Here is a 19,236-nt window from a genome sequence, read left to right as displayed (position 1 = left end):
TCGCTCAGCCGGGAAAGCGCCGGCCGAGCGCATCGCTGACCGCCGCATGCTCTGCCGCCAGCCCGGCCAGCGCAGCGTCGAAACGCTCGAAGCGCTTCTGCTTCATCGCCCGGGCGAGATGGAACTGCGCGAGCTTCGCGCCCTCGGCGATGCGCAAGGCAGCGGCCCCGGCCTCGTCGAGCCCGGACACGCCCTGCCCCAGCCAGGCGAGATGACTGGCGAGAAGCTCGAAATTGGCGCCAAGCTGGCGCAGCGTGTTGAAGGCGTAGAGATGGAAGGCTGCGCCCGGCCGCTCGGCCAACGCTTCGGCCTGCGCCGTCGCGACCGTCCGGAAGGCAGCGACGGGATTTTCGCGCGGTCGGCGCGCGACATGGCGGGCGAGCAGAGCGAGCGCGGTCTCGCGCAGGTCCGCCTCGCGCGGCGCCTGCTCGGGCAGGCGCACCATCTCGGCATAGGGGAACAGTGTGTCGTCACGCATCTGCCCCGGCAGCAGCCGGAACAACCCATCGAAATCCTCGCCCTCGGCGCGGTGCAGCCCGTCATTGTGGAAATAGTCGAGCTGGCGGCCGGCGCGGTCGAGCCGGTTGACGGCGATCGTCGTCTTGCCGTGGCTCTCGCGATAGGACACGCCGCGCGTATCCGGCATGTAGAACGAATCGAGCTCGAGCAGGACGAGCCGGCCCCGCGCGATCTGCTGCTCGATATGGCCGATCAGTTCGTCATAGAGCGCAAGCTCCGTGACCTTCAGGCCATAGAGCGCTTCGAGATCGTCGAGCGGCGGCTTGAAGAAGGTGAACTGGTCGCCCTCGAAATCCTGCCCGATCGTGAAGCCGAAGGCCGCCGCCGGCTCCAGACCGAGCGCATGCAGGATCTCGATCCAGAGATCGGCATAGCAATTGGTCTGCGGCCAGTGCCGCTCGCCGGCATGCATGGCATGCCTGATATAGGCGAGCGGGTCGACCGGCAGCAGCGCCCCGGCCGCCACCGGCCTCTCGATCACCGCATGGGCGGTCATCTGACGTTCCTCTTCTTCTCGCATTTCCTCGACGCCAACCATATCCGCGTCGTCATCCCGGGCTTGACCCGGGATCCATCGCAAAGTTCCGGAGCCCTCCGATGGATCCCGGATCGGCGCCGCTTCGCGGCTTGTCCGGGGTGACGCTGTGGTTCCGCGATCTGAGCAACTTAGCCCCAGAGTACGCTGCGCACCGACGCCGGCCATGTGTCGACGTCGTAGCCGTGATGCTTGAACAGGGCGAGTGCGACGCGCTCCATGCCGAAGCCGACGCAGGCGGTATGCGCCGTCTCGCCCGCGGCGGTCTGGATGCCCCAGGTCGTGCCGAAATGGTCCTGATGGTAGTTGAAGGAGAGGCAGGCCGTCGGCTTCTCCTCGCTCTCGATCGGGATCAGGAGCTCGAATTTCAGGCGCTGGTCGCGCTGGTTGTTGGCGAGCATGCGCCCGGCCCGACCGAAGAAGGGATCGTTGGCGACGTCGAGATTGAGCGGCACACCGAGCGAGGCCATCATCTTCTGGCCGCGCTCCAGCCAGGTCGCACGGAACTCCGTGACCTGCTCCGGCGTGCCGAAGCGGACATATTCGCGCATCCGGAAGAGCTGCATCCGGGCCGGGTCCTTCGAGGGCTCGTGCCGGAAACAATAGGATTGCAGGTCGAACAGCGCGCCATCGGCCTTGAGCGGGCCGCGCTTGGCCACGACCGGATAGAGGGGGTAGCAAGCCGCTGGGGTCAGCACGACCTCGGTCGAGATCTGGCCGTCGGTCCAGTCGACCCCATCAGCCACCTTGTGCAGCAATGCGGCATGGGCGCGCTCATCGCCGGCAAAGGAATGCACCGTGCCGGCGAGTTGCGGGAAGCTCTTGAGATAGCCGCTCTTCTCGAAATGCTTGCGGCTCATCGCCGGCGGAAAGCGCACGATTTCGGCGCCGTCCTGCCCGCCATGGCGGGTGATCAGGTCGTCGAAGCGGGCGATGACCTCCTCGAACAGGCCGCTGCGGCCATAGAGCCCATCGACGCCGGTGTCGATCAACAGGCCGTTATCGATCAGTTCCGCGAGGAAGCCCTGCGGCTGGGGACAGTTCTGGCACATGCGCTCACCGGGACAGGCTGGGGTCGTGCTTGTAGACCGCCAGGAGGTTGGAGGTATTGCCGAGGATACGATCGTTGTTGATCATGATCGGCGCCGACAGCGCATCGCGCATCAATCGCGCCAGGCTGGCGGGGCTGTCGTTGCGGTAGCCCTGGATGCCGCAGATCAGGAAGGCCTGCGACACGATCTCGCCGACGCTCTGCGAGGCCGCGACCTTGATGCTGTTCATCGCCACCACGAAGCCCATCGAGGAGAGTTCATCGGCGTCGCCGCGCACGCGCTCGTAGCGATCGAGCCCGGCGATGATCAGCCCCTTGAACTGCTGCAACCGCACGAGCAGCTCGGCGAGCCTGAGCGCACCCGGCGGGGTCGAGCCCGGCTTCTTGCGGGCCTCGCCGCGCACGAAGCTCTCGGCGCGGGCAACCGCCTCGGCAGCGATACCGTACCAGACCGAGGCCCAGAGCAGATGCGCATGCGGCAGCATCGACTGCGCCGCGATCTCGGCGAAGGGCGTCGGGATGATCTGCTTGGCCGGTGCACGGCCGGCGAGGGTGAAATTGTCGGAGCAGGTGCCGCGCATGCCCATCGTGTCCCAGACATGGCTGCGTTCGAGCCGGTACTGGTCCTTGATCAGGACGGACATGACCTGGTCGGAAGGCGGTGCTTCCGGCGTGCGCCGCGACGTGATCAGGATCGCATCGGCCTGCGCGCCGTAGGAGATCAGGCAGCCCTCTTTCTCGAGGCTGAAATCCTCGCCCTCCAGGACGACGCCGCAGATCGACGAGCGCAGGTCGCCGCCGACGCCTCCGCCTTCTGTCGTGGCCGAGGCGAGCAGGAGCTGCTCGCGGGCGATGCGGGTCATGAAGCCGGCATGCCAGGGATCGTCACCGCAATGCACGACCAGGCTCGACGCCTTGATCTGGTGCATGGCGTAGATCATGCCGGTCGAGGCGCAGGCCTGGGCCAGCGTCGTGCAGATCTCGGCGATCGTCGCAAGGCTCGCCTCCTCGCCGCCCTGCGCCGCCGGCACCATGATGCCGAGCAGGCGCTCCTGCTTCAGCGCGTCGAAGGCCTCCTGCGGAAAGCGCGAGCGGGCATCGACATCAGCGGCGTGCTCGGCTGCGATCTTCGCGATCCGGCGCGCCTTGGCGATCATCGCCTTTTCGGCTTCGGTGCGCGCCGCCGGCGTCGGCGCCCCGGTGACAAACCCGGCATCAGCGAGACGGGCGAGGCTCGTCATCAGACGTTCTCGCTCTGGATGGTCTGGATCGCGCTCGCGATCGCGCCGATCGAGGCGAAGTTGCGCCGGTTCATCATCGTGTCCGGAAACTCGACGTCGAAGGCCTCCTCCAGCGCCATCATCAGCTCGACCGTGCCGAAGGAGGTCAGTCCGGCATTGTAGAGATCGGCATCATCGGCGAGCGCAGCGATATCGCCGGGCAACTTGCCGGTCGTCTTCAGGATCTCACGGATCTTCGTCTTCATGCTCTCGTCCTGCCCCGTATCGGATCATCGGCGCGGCACTTCACAACAGCCGTGCCATCACTCCCGGAAGACCATTTATCGGCCGGCCGGACATGTCTTTTTCTTCCCGGAAACATAATCTCCAAAATTTAAGGTTGCCTTGCTCCCGTCGCCAAAAACCGGCCACAATCGCCGTTGCAGCCTGCATTGTGACCTATGGTAAACAGCGCCTTGCCGGAATGCCGATCCAGAAGCACCCCGCGCGGGACGAGCCTGCATCCCTGCCGCGTCAGCCGGCAGCCGCGGCAGGATAGGCAGGCGTCGCGGCCTCCTGTGAAGCTGCAGCGGGTGCGGGCTCAGCAGCGGCATCGCTGGTTCCGGTCATGAACCAGAGCAGCGCCGCCGTCTTGATCGAGTAGACGGAGTCGCTGACCAGCATCAGCAGGCAGATATAGGCGGCCACGCAGACCTTGAAGCGCCACGCGCGCGGCGAGTTCTCGGGCGTGAAGATGAACAGGCTCCAGAACCCGATCACGCCGATCAGCCCGATCTGGTTGAGCGAATAGGCATAGCCGGAATCGGACAGGAACGGCTTCTCCGGCGACAGTCCCCAGACCGCTTCGGGCGAGAGCGAGGTCAGGAGCCGAGCCGTCCAGAGCAGGCGCCCCGCCAGGTTGTTCTGCCAGTTCACCTCGGCGCTGGTGAAGCCGTAGGTCGCGAGCCCGATCAGCGCGACGAAAGGCGCCGCAAGCCAGACGAAGCGCGGCGTCCAGGGCGCCGCAAGGTAAGCGACGGTCGCGACGATGCAGACATTGGCGCCGAAGCGGGAATCGCTCAGCACGATCGCGGTGAGCCCGGTCGCCATGGTGAGCCAGCGATGGGCCATGCCCTTGCGGTTGAGCGTCCAGATATAGAGGATGGCCCCGAAATTGCCGGTCGAGATCGGCTCGAGGAAGACGGAGGAGGCGCGGTGCGGCCCGAGGAAGGGCAGCAATGTGCGCGAATCCGGCCGCAAGCCGCTGGCGAAGAGCGCTCCTGTCTGGCTGCTGACGTCGCTCGGCGCCACCGTGCCGCGCGCCACGTAATACTTGATGATGTTGAAATAGGTTACGTAGAGGTCGAGCGCGAGGAACTCGAAGAGCCCGAACACGACGACGATGCTGCCACAGATCAGCGCCGCCCGATCGGCCAGCCGCGGATCGTTATAGGTCTTACCGAGCAGGTAGAAGGCGATCGGGATCAGGAAATCGCGCACCGCCTTGGGATCGATGAGCGGGCGCATCGCCATCAGCAGCGCCGCATAGGACAGGAACACCGCCAGCAGCAGATAGGGCGCCGCGTTGCGGCCGAGCCCGAGATAGAGCGTGGTCGCGACGAGCACGACCTCGCAGCCCATCACCATCGTGTCGTTGACCGGCATGACGTTGGTGTTGAGGAAGCACAACGCCATGTTGAAGGTCAGCGCCCCGACGAGGAGCGCGAGCGGCAGGGTCGAACCGGGCCGGGGCGTCTCGGCGGCGGTGACCGTCATCGTCAGGCGGCCGCCCGTGCGGGCCAACGTAACCAGCGGGCCGCGAAGCTCGTTGGCTTGGCCGCTGTCGCGGACGCAGTCTGCGGCACCACGAGGGCGAGGATATGCTTGCCTGTGGGATCGACGGCTGCCGCCTGGTCGATCAGGCTGTCCGTCGTCTGGCCGGCAAGCGGCGCCGCAAGCACGATCGCGTCGGGCAGATGGGCGCTGGATTTTCCTCCGGTCGGCTTGGAATGGCGCATGACGATGAAATTGCGCCGCTGCCCTGGCTCGTCGGCGGCCCCGCCCGGCGGCTCGATGCGCTGGATATCCATGTTCTGTCCGCCGGCGCCGTCGCGACAGATCAGCACGCTCTCGCCATGGGCGGCGAGGCTGTTGGCGATGCCCTCCGCCAGCGCCGTCTGCGTCACCGCATCGGCCGGCCCGGCAACCATCACGAGAGCCGGCAGCTGTCGGCCCAATGCGCGCTGCAGCAATCGCGTCACCGGCACCAGCGCGTCCTGACGCTTTGCAGCCTCCTTCGGCAGCGAAATGACCGTGGAGATACCGATCGCCTCGGCGGCCGCCTCCGGCGTCAACGGCTTGAACGGCTCCGGTTTGGCCGGCTTAGCCGGCTTGACGGCTCTGGCGGGCTTCTCCGGCTCGGCGGGCCGAGGCGCGCGCCGCCATTTCGGCAGGAAGCCGGCCATCGGCGGCATCCATTCGAGCAGATAGGCGATGCCGAGCCCGGCGCAGCTGCCGAAGAGCGCAGCCGCCGCCAGCACGAGCGCAGCCGGCACCTTGGTGGCGACGGCCGGCGCCACCGCTTCGGACAGCATGCGGGAATTGTTCGTCTCGATCCGCTTCTGCTGCTCCAGCTCCTTCGCGCGCTGCAGCGAGGCGCTGTAGACGGCGCGCACGGCCTCGGCCTCGCTTTCGAGCTGGCGCAGGCGGATCTGGGCGGCGCCGCTGGTCTCCTGGGTGCGGGTCAGCTCCTGCGCCCGCTTGCGCAGATTGGCGAGATTGGCTTCGGCCTGACGATAGTTTTCCTGGATCGAACTGCGCACGCGCGACAGCTCAGCCGTCAACAGCCGGCGCGTCTCGGCCAGCTCGCCGCGGATCTCGACCAGCCGCGGATGCTGTGGCGCCAGCGTCTGGCCGAGACTCGCCGCTTCGCGCGCCGTCTGCGCATATTGCGCCCTGAGCGCGGTCATCGCGGCCGAGGTCAGCGCATCCGGCAATTGGTCGGAGAGCGGGCTGCCATTGCCGTAGCGCAAGAGCTGGTCGCGCCGCGCCTGCTGGCGCGCGAACTCGCCCTCTGCCTGCCCGATCTGGCTGTAGAGGTCGCGCAATTGCTGCGAGATGACCAGTCCTTCGCCGGTCGAAACCAGGTTGTTCTGGGTACGGAAGGTCTGGACGGCGCGCTCGGCTTCGTCGAGCTGCGTCCTGAGACCGGCGATCTGGCTGATCAGCGTCGCATTGGCACGCTCGACCACGGCGCGGCGCCCGTCATTGCCTTGCTTGAAATAGGTTTGCGCCAGCGTATTGGCGATATCGGCCGCGCGCTGCGCCTGCGGATGGGTGACGATGATGCGGAAGACCAGGGAGTTGTCGACGCGCTGGATCACGATGGCGCGCTTCAGCGCATCGATGGTCTGGGCCAGGCGCTGCTCCGGCGTCGGCTCCATCAGCTTGCCGAACATGCGCGTGAGCAGGCCGGCTGGACGGTTGAAAGCGGGGTCGCTTTCGAGATTGAGCTCCTCGATGACCTGGCGCAGAACGCCGGTCGAGGTCATCACCAACGCCTGGCTGTCGACATTGGCGAAGTCGATCGAGGCCGAGGTATCGGTGCGCACGATATCCTTGCCCACGACCTGCAGCGCCTGCGGATCGACCAGCAACTCCGCCGTCGCGCGATAAACCGGGGTCTGCACCGACAGGAAGGCGAGCGCGAGCAGCAGGCACAGCCCCGCACAAGCGGCGACGAGCAGGCGCCTCCGCCGCAGCAACCCAAGCAACTCGGACAGGCTGAAAGCCGGAGAAGCACGGCCCGGTGCCGGTGCGCCCTCTCCCTCGCCCGCCTCCAACGCAGATACCAACCCGTCTCTCCTCATCCCCCCGCCCGGGCGCATGGCGCATCGGCGGGTGGACCCTACTGGAACGCCGCAGCGCAGCCTGCCCTGTCGCAGTTAAGATTCTTGTAACGCAGTAATTATGGCTCAACCTTGGCATACCGTAAGGCAGATATCTCCAAACTAACCGCAGGATTAATATTTTTTGGAGGAGATCTATTTTTGGATGCCTTCGAAAATATTCTGATATCTGGAAAAGAAATCGACTTGCGCCGACATCCCAACGCCCTGTCCATCGCTTGTGCAATCTCGTTCACGCGCGGTTTACGATGGGAGCAGATTTCGGGATCGTGCCAAGCTTTGCTTAGCGTCCGCACGCTATTCCGCTTTGGCACCGGACCCGGAAGATGGACTCCATTTTTCGGGGCAGCCGGACGTTGACATGAAGATGCGTCGTCGCGACCGCCTCAGGCGGGACGTTGCGGCGGTCTGGGACAGGCGGAGCGCGGATTTTATCCGCCCGCGACGACGAGGACGAGTTCGGCCCCTATGCGCATCCTGATGGCCTGCGCCGCCTTTCCGCCGTTCATCGACGGTGGCGGCCCGATTTCGGCGATGATCGTCGCGAAGCTACTGCTGGCCGCCGGCCACGACCTCACCGTCGTGAACGTTTCCGGCGAGGACAAGCAGGAGATCTATGACGGCGTGCCGGTGCGTCGCCTGCGCTCGCTCAATGTCGATTGGAACTACCGCCTGCCGCGCCCGGCCTGGAAGAAGCTCGCCTGGCATGCGCTGGAGAACTTCAATCCGCGCGCCTTCCTCGTCATGCGCCGCGAGATCCGCCGGTTGCGGCCCGACCTCGTGCTGACCGACTCGATCGAGAACATCAATGTCGCGACCTGGGCGGCGGCGAAGAGCTGCGGCGTGCCGGTCGCGCATATCCTGCGCAGCACCTTCCTGCTTTGCTGGAAGGGCAGCATGCGGCGCGGCAACGACAATTGCGAACGCGCCTGCGCCTCCTGCCAGGTGACGTCCTATGGCAAGAAACTGAGCTCGCGCTTCGTCGACGCCGTCATCGGCGAAACCGGTTTCATCGTCGCCCGGCATCGCGATCACGGCTACTTCCCCAATGCCACGACACATGTCGTGCCCGGCGCGATCGCGCCTGTGCCCGGCGCGGGCCCGCGCTCGGCCCCGCCGGCTGATCGGCCGTTGCGCGTCGGCTTCATCGGCGTGCACGATCCCGTCAAGGGCCTCGACACGCTCGCCGCCGCCGCCCGTCGGCTCAAAAACGAGCCGGTCGAGTTCCTGATCGCCGGCAGCGGTCAGAGCGACTATGCCAAGGCGCTGCCCGGCCTCTTCCCGGCCGGCAACACACGCTTCCTCGGCTGGACCAAGCCCGATCTCTTCCTGCCCCAGATCGACGTGCTCGCCATGCCCTCGCTGTTCCGCGAGCCTTTCGGGCGGGTGGCGATCGAAGCCTTCGCCCATGGCGTTCCCGTCATCGGCGCGCGCTCCGGCGGCATCCCCGAGACGATCGAGCCCGGCCTCAACGGCGCCCTGTTCGATCCGGGCGACGATGCGGCCCTGGCCGAGCGGATCATGGAGCTTGCTCGGAACCGTGCGCGCGTCGCCGACCTCTCTGCCGGGGCGTTCGCCGCAGCCGCGCGCTATGCGCCGGAGCGGATCGCAGCCGGATTCGAGGCGGTCTTCGCCGGCCTCGTCCGCCAGCCGAACGGCACCACGCCGTTGCAGCCGGGGGAGGCCCGCCCGTGAAGGCCCTCCTGCGCCTGATGCGGACCGAGACGGCGGGCCGGTTCATCCCGGCCTTCTCCTCGCGCTTCAGCAGCACCATCCTGAGCTTCTTCGTGCTGCTGACGGCCAGCCATTTCCTGCCGACGCAGGAATACGGCCTCTATGTCTTCCTGTTCTCGATCGGCAGCGGCCTCGGGCTCATCGCCGTGCTCGGCCAACAGATCCTGGTGGTGAAGCACTATCAGCGCACCGAGCCGACCAGCGATCCCCAGAACCAGGCCCTGATCGACATCAATGCCCGCTGGCTGGCGCTCGGCTGCCTCGTGCTGCTGGGGGCGGCCCTGCCGCTCTGGCTCTTCGCCGAGCATCTGCCGCCGACCTATCGCTATCTCTGGCTCGCCCTCGTCTTCGCCGCCATCTTCGCCCTCAGCGAGTATTATCAGAACTATTTCCGCATCCACGGACGCATCAACCTGTCGCTGGTGCCGCGCGAGATCGTCTGGCGGGGCAGCTCGATCCTGTGCATCGCCGCCGCCGCCCTCGGCGGATGGATGACCGGCGGCGCCGGCGCCATGGCGATCGTCACCGGCCTGCTTGCGGCCACGACCCTCTACCAGAGCGCGGCCTTCCTGCGCGACGAAGGGCTGGGCTGGCTCGGCGCCCATGGCCGTATCCCGCGCGAGACCCGCTCCGCCTGGCGGCGCGAAAGCGGCTATTTCATCGCCAACAACACGCTCAACTCGGCGGCCGCCTATCTGGAGACGGTGCTGATCGGCGCGCTGCTCGGGCTGGAGGAGGCTGGTTTCTATTTCGTGGCGCTGCGCATCGCCATGCTGCTGACCCTGCCGATCTCGGCCATCGACACCGTCGGCATCCCGATGATCGCGGCGCATTTCCAGAAATCCGACACGGCCGGCGCCCAGCTCGTCATCGGGCGGCTTTCCTTCGCCAGTTTCTGCATCTCGCTCATCGGCGCGCTCGGGCTGGCGGTCATCGCCCCCTTCGTCCTGCACCTGTTCAACCCGGAATTCGTCAAGCACGAGGACGTGCTTACCGTACTCTGCGTCCTCGCGGTCTCGCTGGCCTTCTTCGGGCCGGGCTCCTGGCTGCTGATGATCGGCGGCGGCGAGCGCTTCTTCCTGATCGCCCGTGCGATCCTGTTCGTGCTCTATCTCGGCCTGCTCTACGGGCTCGCGCGGCTGGGCGGGCTGATCGGCATCGCCGCCGCCGGGCTGATCCTCAGCACCGCCTCGAGCCTCGCCGCCTGGTACTGGATCAAGCATCGCTGGGGAATCGACAACATGGCGACCGCCTTCTTCCGCCCCTTCCTGTTCGGCGGAGCGCCCGAGCCCGTCGCACCCTTGCCGGGCCGCAGCGAGGCCGAAGGAGCCAGCCGATGACCGCCGCAACAGCCCTCCGGCCCGCCCCGGGCCAGGACGAGCCGGCACGGCCCGATCTCGCGCCGGCCGCGCTGCCGCCTTTCGGCCAGCCCGTGACCTTCGCCGGCAGCATGGGTTTCTTCCATCCCGGCCACGCACCGGTATCGGTGCTGATGCTCGGCGCCGTCGGCTATGAGGAACTGTGCCTGCGGGCGACCTGGCGCAGCCTGGCGGAAAGCCTCTCCGCCGCTGGCGTCGCCAGCCTGCGCTTCGATTATCCCGGACAGGGCGACGCGATCGAGGCGGCCGATCCGCAGGGGCTGGACGACTGGTTCGAAACGATCCGCGCCGCAGCCGAGCTGCTGCGGCAGGCGAGCGGCTGCACGCGCCTCGTCCTGGTCGGGCAGGGACTCGGCGGGACGCTCGCCCTGCAGGCCGCGCAAGCGCTGGCGCCGGTCGAGGCTCTTGTGCTCATGGCGCCAGTCGGAAACGGCAAGCGCTATCTGCGCGAGCTCACGGCCTGGTCGCGCATGGTCTCGGACCGGATCGGCATCGGCGTCGACCCTGACGACGACACGCGCTGCGCCGTCGCGGGCCTGCGCCTCGCGCCCGAGCGCCTCAAGGCCATCGCGAGCCTGGGCGTGCAGACCGTCGCGCACAGCCCCGCCGAGCAGGTCCTGCTTCTCACCCGCCCCGGCCATGGTGGCGACGCCGCGATCGCCGAGACTCTCAGGGGCCTCGGCGCGACCGTCGAACAGCGCGACTATGCCGGCTACGAGGTCCTGACGACCGACCCGACCTCGGCCCTTCCGCCACCGGCCATGATCGCAACAGTGACCGGCTGGATCGCCGAACGCGCCACGCTGCCGGAAGGCGCCGTTCCGGCCCTGCGCAAGCCGCTGGCGCCTCTTCCCGCTGCGGGCTCATGTGGCGAGGACTTCGTCGAGCATCCGTTCCGGTTCGGTCCGGACGGGCGGCTCTTCGGCGTGCTCTGCCAACCGCTCGGAGCCGCGGCGCGGGAACCTGCCCTCTTCGTCAATGCCGGCCGCGACTACCATATCGGCTGGGCCCGGGCGAGCGTGATCCAGGCCCGCGCCCTGGCCGCGTGCGGCGTCGCCTCGCTGCGCTTCGACGTCTCCGGCGTCGGCGACAGCCCTCCCGCCACCGATGGCCCGGAAGAGATTCTCTACTCGCAGGCGCAGATCGACGACGTCCGCATCGCTATCGACGCACTGGAAGAGCGCAGCTTCGCCACTCCCGTGCTGATCGGCCGCTGCAGCGGCGCCTATGCCGCCTTCAATGCGGCCGTGCAGGACCCGCGGGTGCGCCGCCTCGTCATCGTCAATAACGAGCGTTTCGTCTGGGACCCCGAAGAGAGCGTCGACGACGCGATCCGTTACGCCCATCGCAGCGTCGGCAATCTCGGCGCCACCTTGACCCGCAAGGACGGGCTGCGCCGCCTGCTGACCGGCCGGTTGCGCGTCGGCCCTGCCGGCCGCTATCTCCTCTTCCGCTGGCGCAAGAAGCTGTCGGTCTCGCTTTCGCCTGTGCTCGGGCGCCTGACCAAGCATGGCCGGCTGCATCACGAATGCCATCGCCGCTTCAAGGTGCTCGCAGGCCGCGATGTCGAGCTGGCGCTGATCTATGCCGACGGCGATATCGGCCTGGCGGAGTTCAGGACCTATTTCGGCGAGGCCGGCGAGCGCCTCGCCGCCTACCCGAACGCGACGCTGACCATGATCCCCGACGCCGACCACAACTTCACCCATCTCGGCGCCGGGCGCCGGCTGCTCGACACGCTGTTGCGGATCGTCGCGCCATGAGAGGCGCCGCGCTCACGCTCGCCATGCTGCTCGCCCTGCCGGCGCAGGCCGAAACCTGCCTGCGCGGCGTCAATCTGTCGGGCGCCGAGTTCGGCGACCTGCCCGGCCGCCCCGATCACGACTACACCTATCCCGGCGAGGCGGCGCTCAAGCGCCTCGGCCAACTCGGCATGACCACCGTGCGCCTGCCCTTCCGCTGGGAGCGCCTCCAGCCGGAACTGAACGGGCCGCTCGACATCATGGAGCTGGCGCGCCTCACCGATACCGTCAGCTGGGCCGAGATCGCCGGGCTCACGCCGATCCTCGACCTGCATAATTTCGGCTATTACGGAAAGAAGCAGCTCGGCTCGCAGGCCCTGCCGGCTTCCGCCCTCGCCGATATCTGGAGCCGGCTCGCCAGGCATTTCCGCGACCGCCCGAAGCTCGTCTTCTCGATCATGAACGAGCCGCACGACATCCACAGCGCTACCTGGGCGCAGATCCAGAACGCGGCCATCGCGGCGATCCGCAAGGAAGGCGCGAACCAGCTCCTCCTGGTGACCGGCACCGCTTATGGCGGCGCCCATAGCTGGACCTCCGACCTGCGCGTCGGCAATAACGGCCGCGACCTGCTCGACGTGAAGGATCCGCGCGACCGCTACGCCTACGATTTCCATCAGTATCTCGACGCCGATTATTCCGGGCGCGCCGCCGAATGCTCGGCAGCGGCCGGCGCGATCAAGGCGATCGGCGATGTCACCGCCTGGCTGAAGACGCATGACCGCCGCGGTTTCCTGGGCGAGTTCGCCGCCTCCACGCGGCCCGAATGCCTGACGGCTTTGCGTCAGGTTGTAGCCGCAGTCGACGCCAATCCCCGGCAATGGCTGGGTTGGACGGCCTGGGGCGCCGGCGCCTGGTGGCCGCAGGACTACGTCTTCAACCTCGAGCCGACGCCCGCCGGCGAGCGCCCGCAGATGAAGCTCCTGCTCGCGCATCTCAAGGCCGGCAGGAAGGCCGCGACCTGCGGTAAGGACGCAAAGCCTTGACAGCCCCCCTCCCCCGCGAACTCGCCTCTGCTCTGCCGGCCGGAACCCGCATCGTCCATGTCGTGCGCCAGTTCCACCCCAATCGCGGCGGGCTGGAAGACGTCGTCGCCAATCTCTGCCGGGCACAGCGCGAACTGGGCCTGAGCCCATCCGTGGTGACGCTCGACCGTCTCTTCGGCCGGCCGGACCAGCGCCTGCCAGCCTGCGAGGTGCTCGATGGCGTTCCCGTCACCCGCATTCCCTTCCGCGGCTCGACGCGTTACCCGCTCGCACCCTCCGTCTTCCGCCACCTCGGCGACGCGGCGCTCGTCCATGTCCATGCCATCGATTTCTTCTTCGACGCCCTGGCCTTCGGCTGGCCGCTGCATCGCAAGCCGCTCGTCGCCACGACCCATGGCGGCTTCTTCCATACCGGCGATTTCTCGGCGCTGAAGAAGCTCTGGTTCAACGGGCCGACCCGGCTGTCTGCCCTGGCCTATCGCGGCATCGCCGGCTGCAGCGCCAATGATGCGCGCCTCTTCAGTCAGATTGCTCCGGGCAGGGTCACGGTGGTCGAGAACGGCGTCGACCTCGACAAATTCGCCGGCGCCTCCAGTCCCGAGCCCCGGCGACGCCTCGTCAGCATCGGCCGTTTCTCCAAGAACAAGCGCCCCGACCGTCTGATCGCCTCCATGGCGGCACTGATCAGGCACGAGCCCGACTGGCATCTCGACCTGATCGGCGTCACCTCCGATTGGACCGAAGAGGCGCTGCGGTCAGCGATCGCAGCCGCGGGGATGGAGCAGGCCGTCACGCTGCATCTCGGCCTCGGCGACGCCGCCGTGCGCGCGCTGATGGGGCAGGCCTCGCTCTTCGTCTCGGCTTCCGAGTTCGAGGGTTTCGGCCTCGCCCTGATCGAGGCGATGAGCGCGGGCCTCGTCCCCATCGTGCAGCCCAACGCCGCCTTCGCGGCACTGGCCGACAAATTCCCGACCGTTCACACCGTCGACTTCGCCGACCCGGAACAGGCAGCGACGGCGATCCGGGAGGCCCATGCAGCGCTCGTGCACGACCCAGCCGGGACGCGCCCGCAGCTCTCCGACCTCGCTCCCTATTCCTGGGACGAGGTCGCAAGGCGCTATCTCGACCTGTATGCGGCAGCGCTCGCCCCGGCTTCCCGAGCGACGAAACACGCCCTCTTGCCCGAGAACACGCGATAGCCGCGCCGATCCAGGACTGCGGCCCTCTATTGACGATTGCTCGCCCCGGCGCGGAAGCTTAGAACACAGGCATGCGATTTCGATCCGTCACGGGGACTCCGCCTCTTCGACTTAGCCGCCCGGCGCGTTGAGCGTCGGGATTTACAGGCTGTCGATCGTATCGCGGCGCCCGCGGCCCTGAGCGGCCGGCAAGCGCCCCTCCACTGCAAGGGTTCTCCGATGTCCACGATGCCGATTTCCAAATATCGTGCCTACGCGCCGGTCAACCTGCCGGACCGCAAATGGCCTTCGCAGGTCCTCACCAAGGCGCCGATCTGGTGCTCGGTCGACCTGCGCGACGGCAATCAGGCGTTGATCGAACCGATGGGCGTCGAGCGCAAGAACCGCATGTTCAACCTGCTCGTGAAGATGGGCTTCAAGGAGATCGAGGTCGCCTTCCCTTCCGCGTCGCAGACCGATTTCGACTTCGTCCGCTCGATCATCGACGAGGGTGCCATCCCCGACGACGTCGCGATCCAGGTCCTGACCCAGTGCCGGCCGGAGCTGATCGAGCGTACCTTCGAGGCCGTGAAGGGCGCGAAGAACGTCATCCTGCACTTCTACAACTCGACCTCGACATTGCAGCGCGACGTCGTCTTCCGCTCGGACCGGGCGGGTATCATCAAGATTGCGGTCGATGCCGCCACCCAGATCAAGGCGCTGGCCGAGCAGGCGCCGGAGACCAACTTCACCTTCGAGTATTCGCCGGAGAGCTTCACCGGCACCGAGCTCGAATACGCGCTGGAGATCTGCGAGGCGGTCAAGGCGGTGATCAAGCCGACGCCGCAAAAGAAGCTGATCCTCAACCTGCCGGCTACCGTCGAGATGGCGACGCCCAACGTCCATGCCGACCAGTTCGAGTGGTTCGGGCGCCATATCTCGGACCGCGACAGCGTGCTGCTCTCGATCCATCCGCATAACGACCGCGGCACGGCGGTCGCCGCCGCCGAGCTCGCGCTGATGGCGGGCGCCGACCGGGTCGAAGGCACGCTGTTCGGCAATGGCGAGCGCACCGGCAATGTCGATATCGTCACCATGGCGCTGAACCTGTTCACGCAGGGCGTCGACCCCGCGCTCGACCTGCGCGATGTCAACGAGATCCGCAGCATCGCCGAATACTGCACGCAGCTGCCGGTGCATGAGCGCCACCCCTATGTCGGAGAGCTCGTCTACACCGCCTTCTCGGGCTCGCATCAGGATGCGATCAAGAAGGGCTTCGACGCCCAGCAGAAGCGCAACGATCCGCTCTTCCAGGTGCCCTATCTGCCGATAGATCCCAAGGATGTCGGCCGCGACTACGAGGCCGTCATCCGCATCAACTCGCAATCGGGCAAGGGCGGCATTGCCTATCTCCTGCAGGCGGATCACGGCCTCGACCTGCCGCGCCCCCTCCAGGTCGAATTCTCCAAGATCGCGCAGGAGCAGATGGATGCCGACGGCAAGGAATTGACCGCCTCGGCCCTCTGGGCGCTGTTCGGCAAGACCTATCTGCTGACCGGGGCGCCGCTGGAGCTGATCTCCCACAAGACCTTCCCGACCGGCCAGGATGCGCGGACACTGATCGCCGATCTCAAGCAACGGGACGGCTCGCTCCGCAGCATCGAAGGCGTCGGCAACGGCCCGATCGACGCCTTCGTCGACGCCCTCCAAAAGACCTATGGCGTCGCCTTTTCGCTGCTCGACTATCACGAGCACGCCGTCGGCCGCGGCGCCAACGCCACGGCGGCCTGCTATGTGAAGCTCGAGGACGGGGACGGCAAGATCGTCCATGGCGTCGGCATCGACCCGAACATCGTCATGGCCTCGCTCAAGGCCGTGCTCAGCGGCATGCAGCGGATGGCTGCGGCGACAAGCGCCTGATAGCCATGATCGAAGAGGCGCTGCGTACCAACTGGAAAAGTCTTTTTTCCTATGCGCTGCGCCTGACCGACAATTCCGACACTGCTGCGGATCTGGTCCAGTCCTGCGCCCTCAAGGCCCTTGGACACCGGGGCCCGCAGCCGCGCCCGGAAGCGGTTCGTGCCTGGCTGTTCAAGATCGTCCGCAATGCCTGGATAGACAATTATCGCCGCGACCATCACCGCGGCGAGGAGGCGGATTCCGGATCGGCGCCAGATGGCCGCGGCTTCGATCACCGCTATGACGACGGCATCATCGCGGAGATCACGGTGCGGCAGGCCTTGAAGCAGATCGCGCCGGCCCATCGCGAGATCATCGAGCTGGTCGATCTGGCGGGCTTCCGTTATGGCGAGGTCGCATCCATCCTGGGCGTGCCGCAAGGAACGATCATGAGCCGGCTGAGCCGGGCGAGGCAGGCCCTGCTGGCCGTGATCGAGCGCGAGAACCTGCGCCCGATCGAAACGAGACGCCGACATGCGCAGTGAAACACCAACTCCGGGAGAAGCGGTCTCCTCGGACCGGTTGAGCGCCTATGTCGACGACGAGCTCTCGCCGGGCGAGGCAGCCGATGTCGCGGCTGCGGTCGCGCGTGATCCCCGATTGGCGGAGCAGGTCGCGACGCTGTCGCGGCTGCGCGCCGTCACGCGCCGCCTGCCGTCCGAGGCCGAGGCTCCGCCCCTGATGCTGCCGCGGCGTCGCCGCCCGGGCGCGGCCCTGCTCATCGCCGCCAGCCTGGCGCTCGCGGCTTGCCTCGGCCTTTTCGCGCTGCGTTCCGTCGAGCCTGCGGTCGCGCCCGAAGCTGGATTGACTGCGGCGGTCGCAGCGCACCGGCACTGGATCGACGCCCGCCCGGACGATATGCCGGCCCCGCGCGTACAGGTTGACCTCGCCGCCGCGCGCAGCCGGCATCTTCCCGATCTCAGCGCCTCCGCGCTGGAACTCGCCCATCTCTCGCTCGATCCGACAACGCGCGACGGAGGCCTGCTCGCCGGCTATCGCGGGCCGCATGGCTGCCGGCTCGGCCTCTGGATCGCGCCGCATTCGCGGCAATGGCGCGAAACGCCGACGGCCAGCGACAGCGATGGCCTGCGCATTCGCGCCTGGAGCACGCCGGATGCCGATTACGCACTGCTCAGCCGCGGCATGGATCCGGCACGGCTCGACCGCCTCGCCGATCTGATCGCGAAGCTGATCCGGCAGCAGCAGGCGCCGACCGAGGAGCTGGTCGCGGCACTCAGGGAAGTCCCGAAGATCGGCGAGCCCTGCGGAGCCTGACCGAGGGTTTTCTCGACATGGAATAAATCGACGCGCCCGCGCGTCTTTGTCTTTCGAGGAATGTGTCCTCGGGAGAAACGCCATGTTGAACAGACGACAGATGCTGACATCTGCCGGCAGTGCCGCATTGGGCCTCGGTGTCGCAGCGATGAGTGGATCGCGCTTCACCGCCTTCGCTGCCGAAACCGTCAAGCTGCCTTTCGAGAACGGCGAGCGCGAGCTCGTCAGAGTGCCGGGCAAACGCCCCCTGATCCAGCAGACGGCGCGCCCGCCGCAGCTCGAGACGCCGTTCGCGGTGTTCAACGACGGCGTCATCACACCCAACGACGCCTTCTTCGTGCGCTACCATCTCGCGGATATCCCGCTCGAGATCGATCCGGACACTTTCAAGCTCGAGGTGAAGGGCAAGGTGGCGAAGCCGCTCTCGCTGTCGCTGCGCGAGCTGAAGAGCATGCCCGCCGTCGAGATCGTCGCCGTCAACCAGTGCTCCGGCAACAGCCGCGGCTTCGTCGAACCGCGTGTGGCGGGCGGCCAGCTCGGCAATGGCGCGATGGGCAATGCGCGCTGGCGCGGCGTTTCCCTGAAGACCGTGCTGGACAAGGCCGGCGTCCAGCCGGGAGCGGTACAGGTCGCCTTTGCCGGGCTCGACGGCCCGGTTTCGCCCGATACGCCCGACTTCACCAAGGCGCTGGCGCTCGACCATGCCCGCGACGGCGAGGTCATGCTCGCCTATGCCATGAACGGAACGGATCTGCCCTGGCTCAACGGCTATCCCCTGCGCCTGGTCGTGCCGGGCTATTACGGCACCTACTGGGTCAAGCATCTCAACGAGATCACCGTGCTCGACAAGGAGCTCGACAGCTTCTGGATGAAGACGGCCTATCGTATCCCCGACAATGACTGCGCCTGCGTCGAGCCCGGAAAATCGCCGACGGCGACGATCCCGATCAACCGCTTCACCGTCCGCTCCTTCATTACCAATGTGCTTGACGGCGCGAAGGTCAAGGCCGGCGCGTTGGCTCTGCGCGGCATCGCCTTCGATGGCGGCTCTGGCATCGCCGAGGTCCAGGTTTCCGGCGACGGCGGCCAAACCTGGGTCAAGGCCAATCTCGGCCAGGATCTCGGCAAGTACTCCTTCCGCGAGTGGAAGGCGAATGTTGCCGTTGCAGCCGGCGAGCAGAAGCTGATGGTCAAGGCGACCAACGCCAAGGGCCAGACCCAGCCGATGCAGCCGCTCTGGAATCCGTCCGGCTATCTGCGCAACGTCGTCGAGACGACGCGTGTCGTGGCTGCGTGAGGGAGATTGTCATGTCCATGATCACCTGCCCCCGCGCGCTTAGCGCCGCCTTCATCCTGACGCTCGGCATCGCCGTTCCCGCGCTCGCCGCGCCGAAGAGTTACAAGCTCCCGGAGGAGACGGCCACGTTCAAGCCCGGTCCCCAGCCCGGATTCGAGGCCGCCAGGAACAACTGCACGGCCTGCCATTCGACCGACTACATCAACTATCAGCCGGGCAAGAAGGGCGCGGCCTTCTGGGATGCCGAGGTCCAGAAGATGATCAAGGTCTACAAGGCCCCGATCGACGAGAAGGACGCAAAAGCCATCGCCGAGTATCTCAGCCAGACATATTAGCTGGACCGGGCGCGATCGCGGTCCGAAGCAGCTTGCGCAATCAACCGCTCGGGAACGG

The 19,236-nt window shown here is 67.0% G+C and carries 16 protein-coding genes; 10 read left to right on the top strand and 6 right to left on the bottom strand.

The window, feature by feature from the left end; translation table 11 throughout:
- Positions 1–4: 4 nt before the first annotated feature.
- The 6 genes from Q0Q02_RS14390 to Q0Q02_RS14365 form a co-directional block, all read right to left on the bottom strand.
- Entirely contained in the window at positions 5–1,015 is a 1,011-nt protein-coding gene (locus Q0Q02_RS14390; RefSeq protein ID WP_293810430.1) for a DUF1839 family protein, read from the bottom strand.
- A gap of 170 nt (positions 1,016–1,185) precedes the next feature.
- Positions 1,186–2,106, bottom strand: a complete 921-nt coding sequence (locus Q0Q02_RS14385) for an amino acid--[acyl-carrier-protein] ligase (protein ID WP_293810429.1) — start codon at positions 2,104–2,106, stop codon at positions 1,186–1,188.
- Between the two features lie 4 nt (positions 2,107–2,110).
- Positions 2,111–3,346 carry an acyl-CoA dehydrogenase family protein gene (locus Q0Q02_RS14380; RefSeq protein ID WP_293810428.1) on the bottom strand — a complete coding sequence of 412 codons (1,236 nt, stop codon included), beginning with the start codon at positions 3,344–3,346 and terminating at the stop codon, positions 2,111–2,113.
- The gene (locus tag Q0Q02_RS14375; RefSeq protein ID WP_293810427.1) at positions 3,346–3,591 is read right to left on the bottom strand and encodes an acyl carrier protein; all 246 of its coding nucleotides are present in this window, start codon (positions 3,589–3,591) and stop codon (positions 3,346–3,348) included. Before Q0Q02_RS14375 ends, Q0Q02_RS14380 begins: the two co-directional genes overlap by 1 nt.
- 268 nt (positions 3,592–3,859) lie before the next feature.
- A complete protein-coding gene (locus Q0Q02_RS14370; RefSeq protein WP_293810426.1) occupies positions 3,860–5,101 on the bottom strand; it encodes a UDP-phosphate alpha N-acetylglucosaminyltransferase in 1,242 nt (413 codons plus the stop codon).
- Positions 5,102–5,103: 2 nt separating this feature from the next.
- Entirely contained in the window at positions 5,104–7,179 is a 2,076-nt protein-coding gene (locus Q0Q02_RS14365; RefSeq protein ID WP_293810425.1) for a GumC family protein, read from the bottom strand.
- A gap of 522 nt (positions 7,180–7,701) precedes the next feature.
- On the opposite strand from Q0Q02_RS14365, the gene Q0Q02_RS14360 reads away from it, so the two are divergent.
- From Q0Q02_RS14360 to Q0Q02_RS14315, 10 genes are all read left to right on the top strand, one after another.
- Positions 7,702–8,928 (top strand): glycosyltransferase family 4 protein, encoded by a 1,227-nt coding sequence (locus Q0Q02_RS14360; RefSeq protein WP_293810424.1) that lies wholly within the window; start codon positions 7,702–7,704, stop codon positions 8,926–8,928.
- Positions 8,925–10,307, top strand: coding sequence for a lipopolysaccharide biosynthesis protein (locus Q0Q02_RS14355; RefSeq protein ID WP_293810423.1), 1,383 nt, complete (start codon positions 8,925–8,927; stop codon positions 10,305–10,307). The genes Q0Q02_RS14360 and Q0Q02_RS14355 overlap by 4 nt, the downstream gene beginning before the upstream one ends.
- Entirely contained in the window at positions 10,304–12,109 is a 1,806-nt protein-coding gene (locus Q0Q02_RS14350; RefSeq protein ID WP_293810422.1) for an alpha/beta fold hydrolase, read from the top strand. Before Q0Q02_RS14355 ends, Q0Q02_RS14350 begins: the two co-directional genes overlap by 4 nt.
- A complete protein-coding gene (locus tag Q0Q02_RS14345) occupies positions 12,106–13,134 on the top strand; it encodes a glycoside hydrolase family 5 protein (protein ID WP_293810421.1) in 1,029 nt (342 codons plus the stop codon). Before Q0Q02_RS14350 ends, Q0Q02_RS14345 begins: the two co-directional genes overlap by 4 nt.
- Positions 13,131–14,333 carry a glycosyltransferase family 4 protein gene (locus tag Q0Q02_RS14340; protein ID WP_293810420.1) on the top strand — a complete coding sequence of 401 codons (1,203 nt, stop codon included), beginning with the start codon at positions 13,131–13,133 and terminating at the stop codon, positions 14,331–14,333. The genes Q0Q02_RS14345 and Q0Q02_RS14340 overlap by 4 nt, the downstream gene beginning before the upstream one ends.
- Positions 14,334–14,561: 228 nt before the next feature.
- Positions 14,562–16,232: a 2-isopropylmalate synthase gene (leuA, locus tag Q0Q02_RS14335; protein ID WP_293810419.1), complete on the top strand. Its 1,671-nt coding sequence runs from the start codon at positions 14,562–14,564 to the stop codon at positions 16,230–16,232.
- A 5-nt stretch (positions 16,233–16,237) separates the two neighbouring features.
- Positions 16,238–16,756 carry an RNA polymerase sigma factor gene (locus tag Q0Q02_RS14330; RefSeq protein WP_293810418.1) on the top strand — a complete coding sequence of 173 codons (519 nt, stop codon included), beginning with the start codon at positions 16,238–16,240 and terminating at the stop codon, positions 16,754–16,756.
- Positions 16,746–17,546 (top strand): anti-sigma factor, encoded by an 801-nt coding sequence (locus Q0Q02_RS14325; RefSeq protein WP_293810417.1) that lies wholly within the window; start codon positions 16,746–16,748, stop codon positions 17,544–17,546. The genes Q0Q02_RS14330 and Q0Q02_RS14325 overlap by 11 nt, the downstream gene beginning before the upstream one ends.
- An 82-nt stretch (positions 17,547–17,628) precedes the next feature.
- Positions 17,629–18,843: a molybdopterin-dependent oxidoreductase gene (locus Q0Q02_RS14320; RefSeq protein ID WP_293810416.1), complete on the top strand. Its 1,215-nt coding sequence runs from the start codon at positions 17,629–17,631 to the stop codon at positions 18,841–18,843.
- Between the two features lie 11 nt (positions 18,844–18,854).
- A complete protein-coding gene (locus Q0Q02_RS14315) occupies positions 18,855–19,178 on the top strand; it encodes a cytochrome c (RefSeq protein ID WP_293810415.1) in 324 nt (107 codons plus the stop codon).
- Positions 19,179–19,236 lie beyond the last annotated feature (58 nt).

It is taken from the genome of uncultured Allobosea sp., assembly GCF_945956895.1.
Classification (GTDB): domain Bacteria; phylum Pseudomonadota; class Alphaproteobacteria; order Rhizobiales; family Beijerinckiaceae; genus Allobosea.
This window is presented reverse-complemented; position numbering and strand designations above follow the sequence as displayed.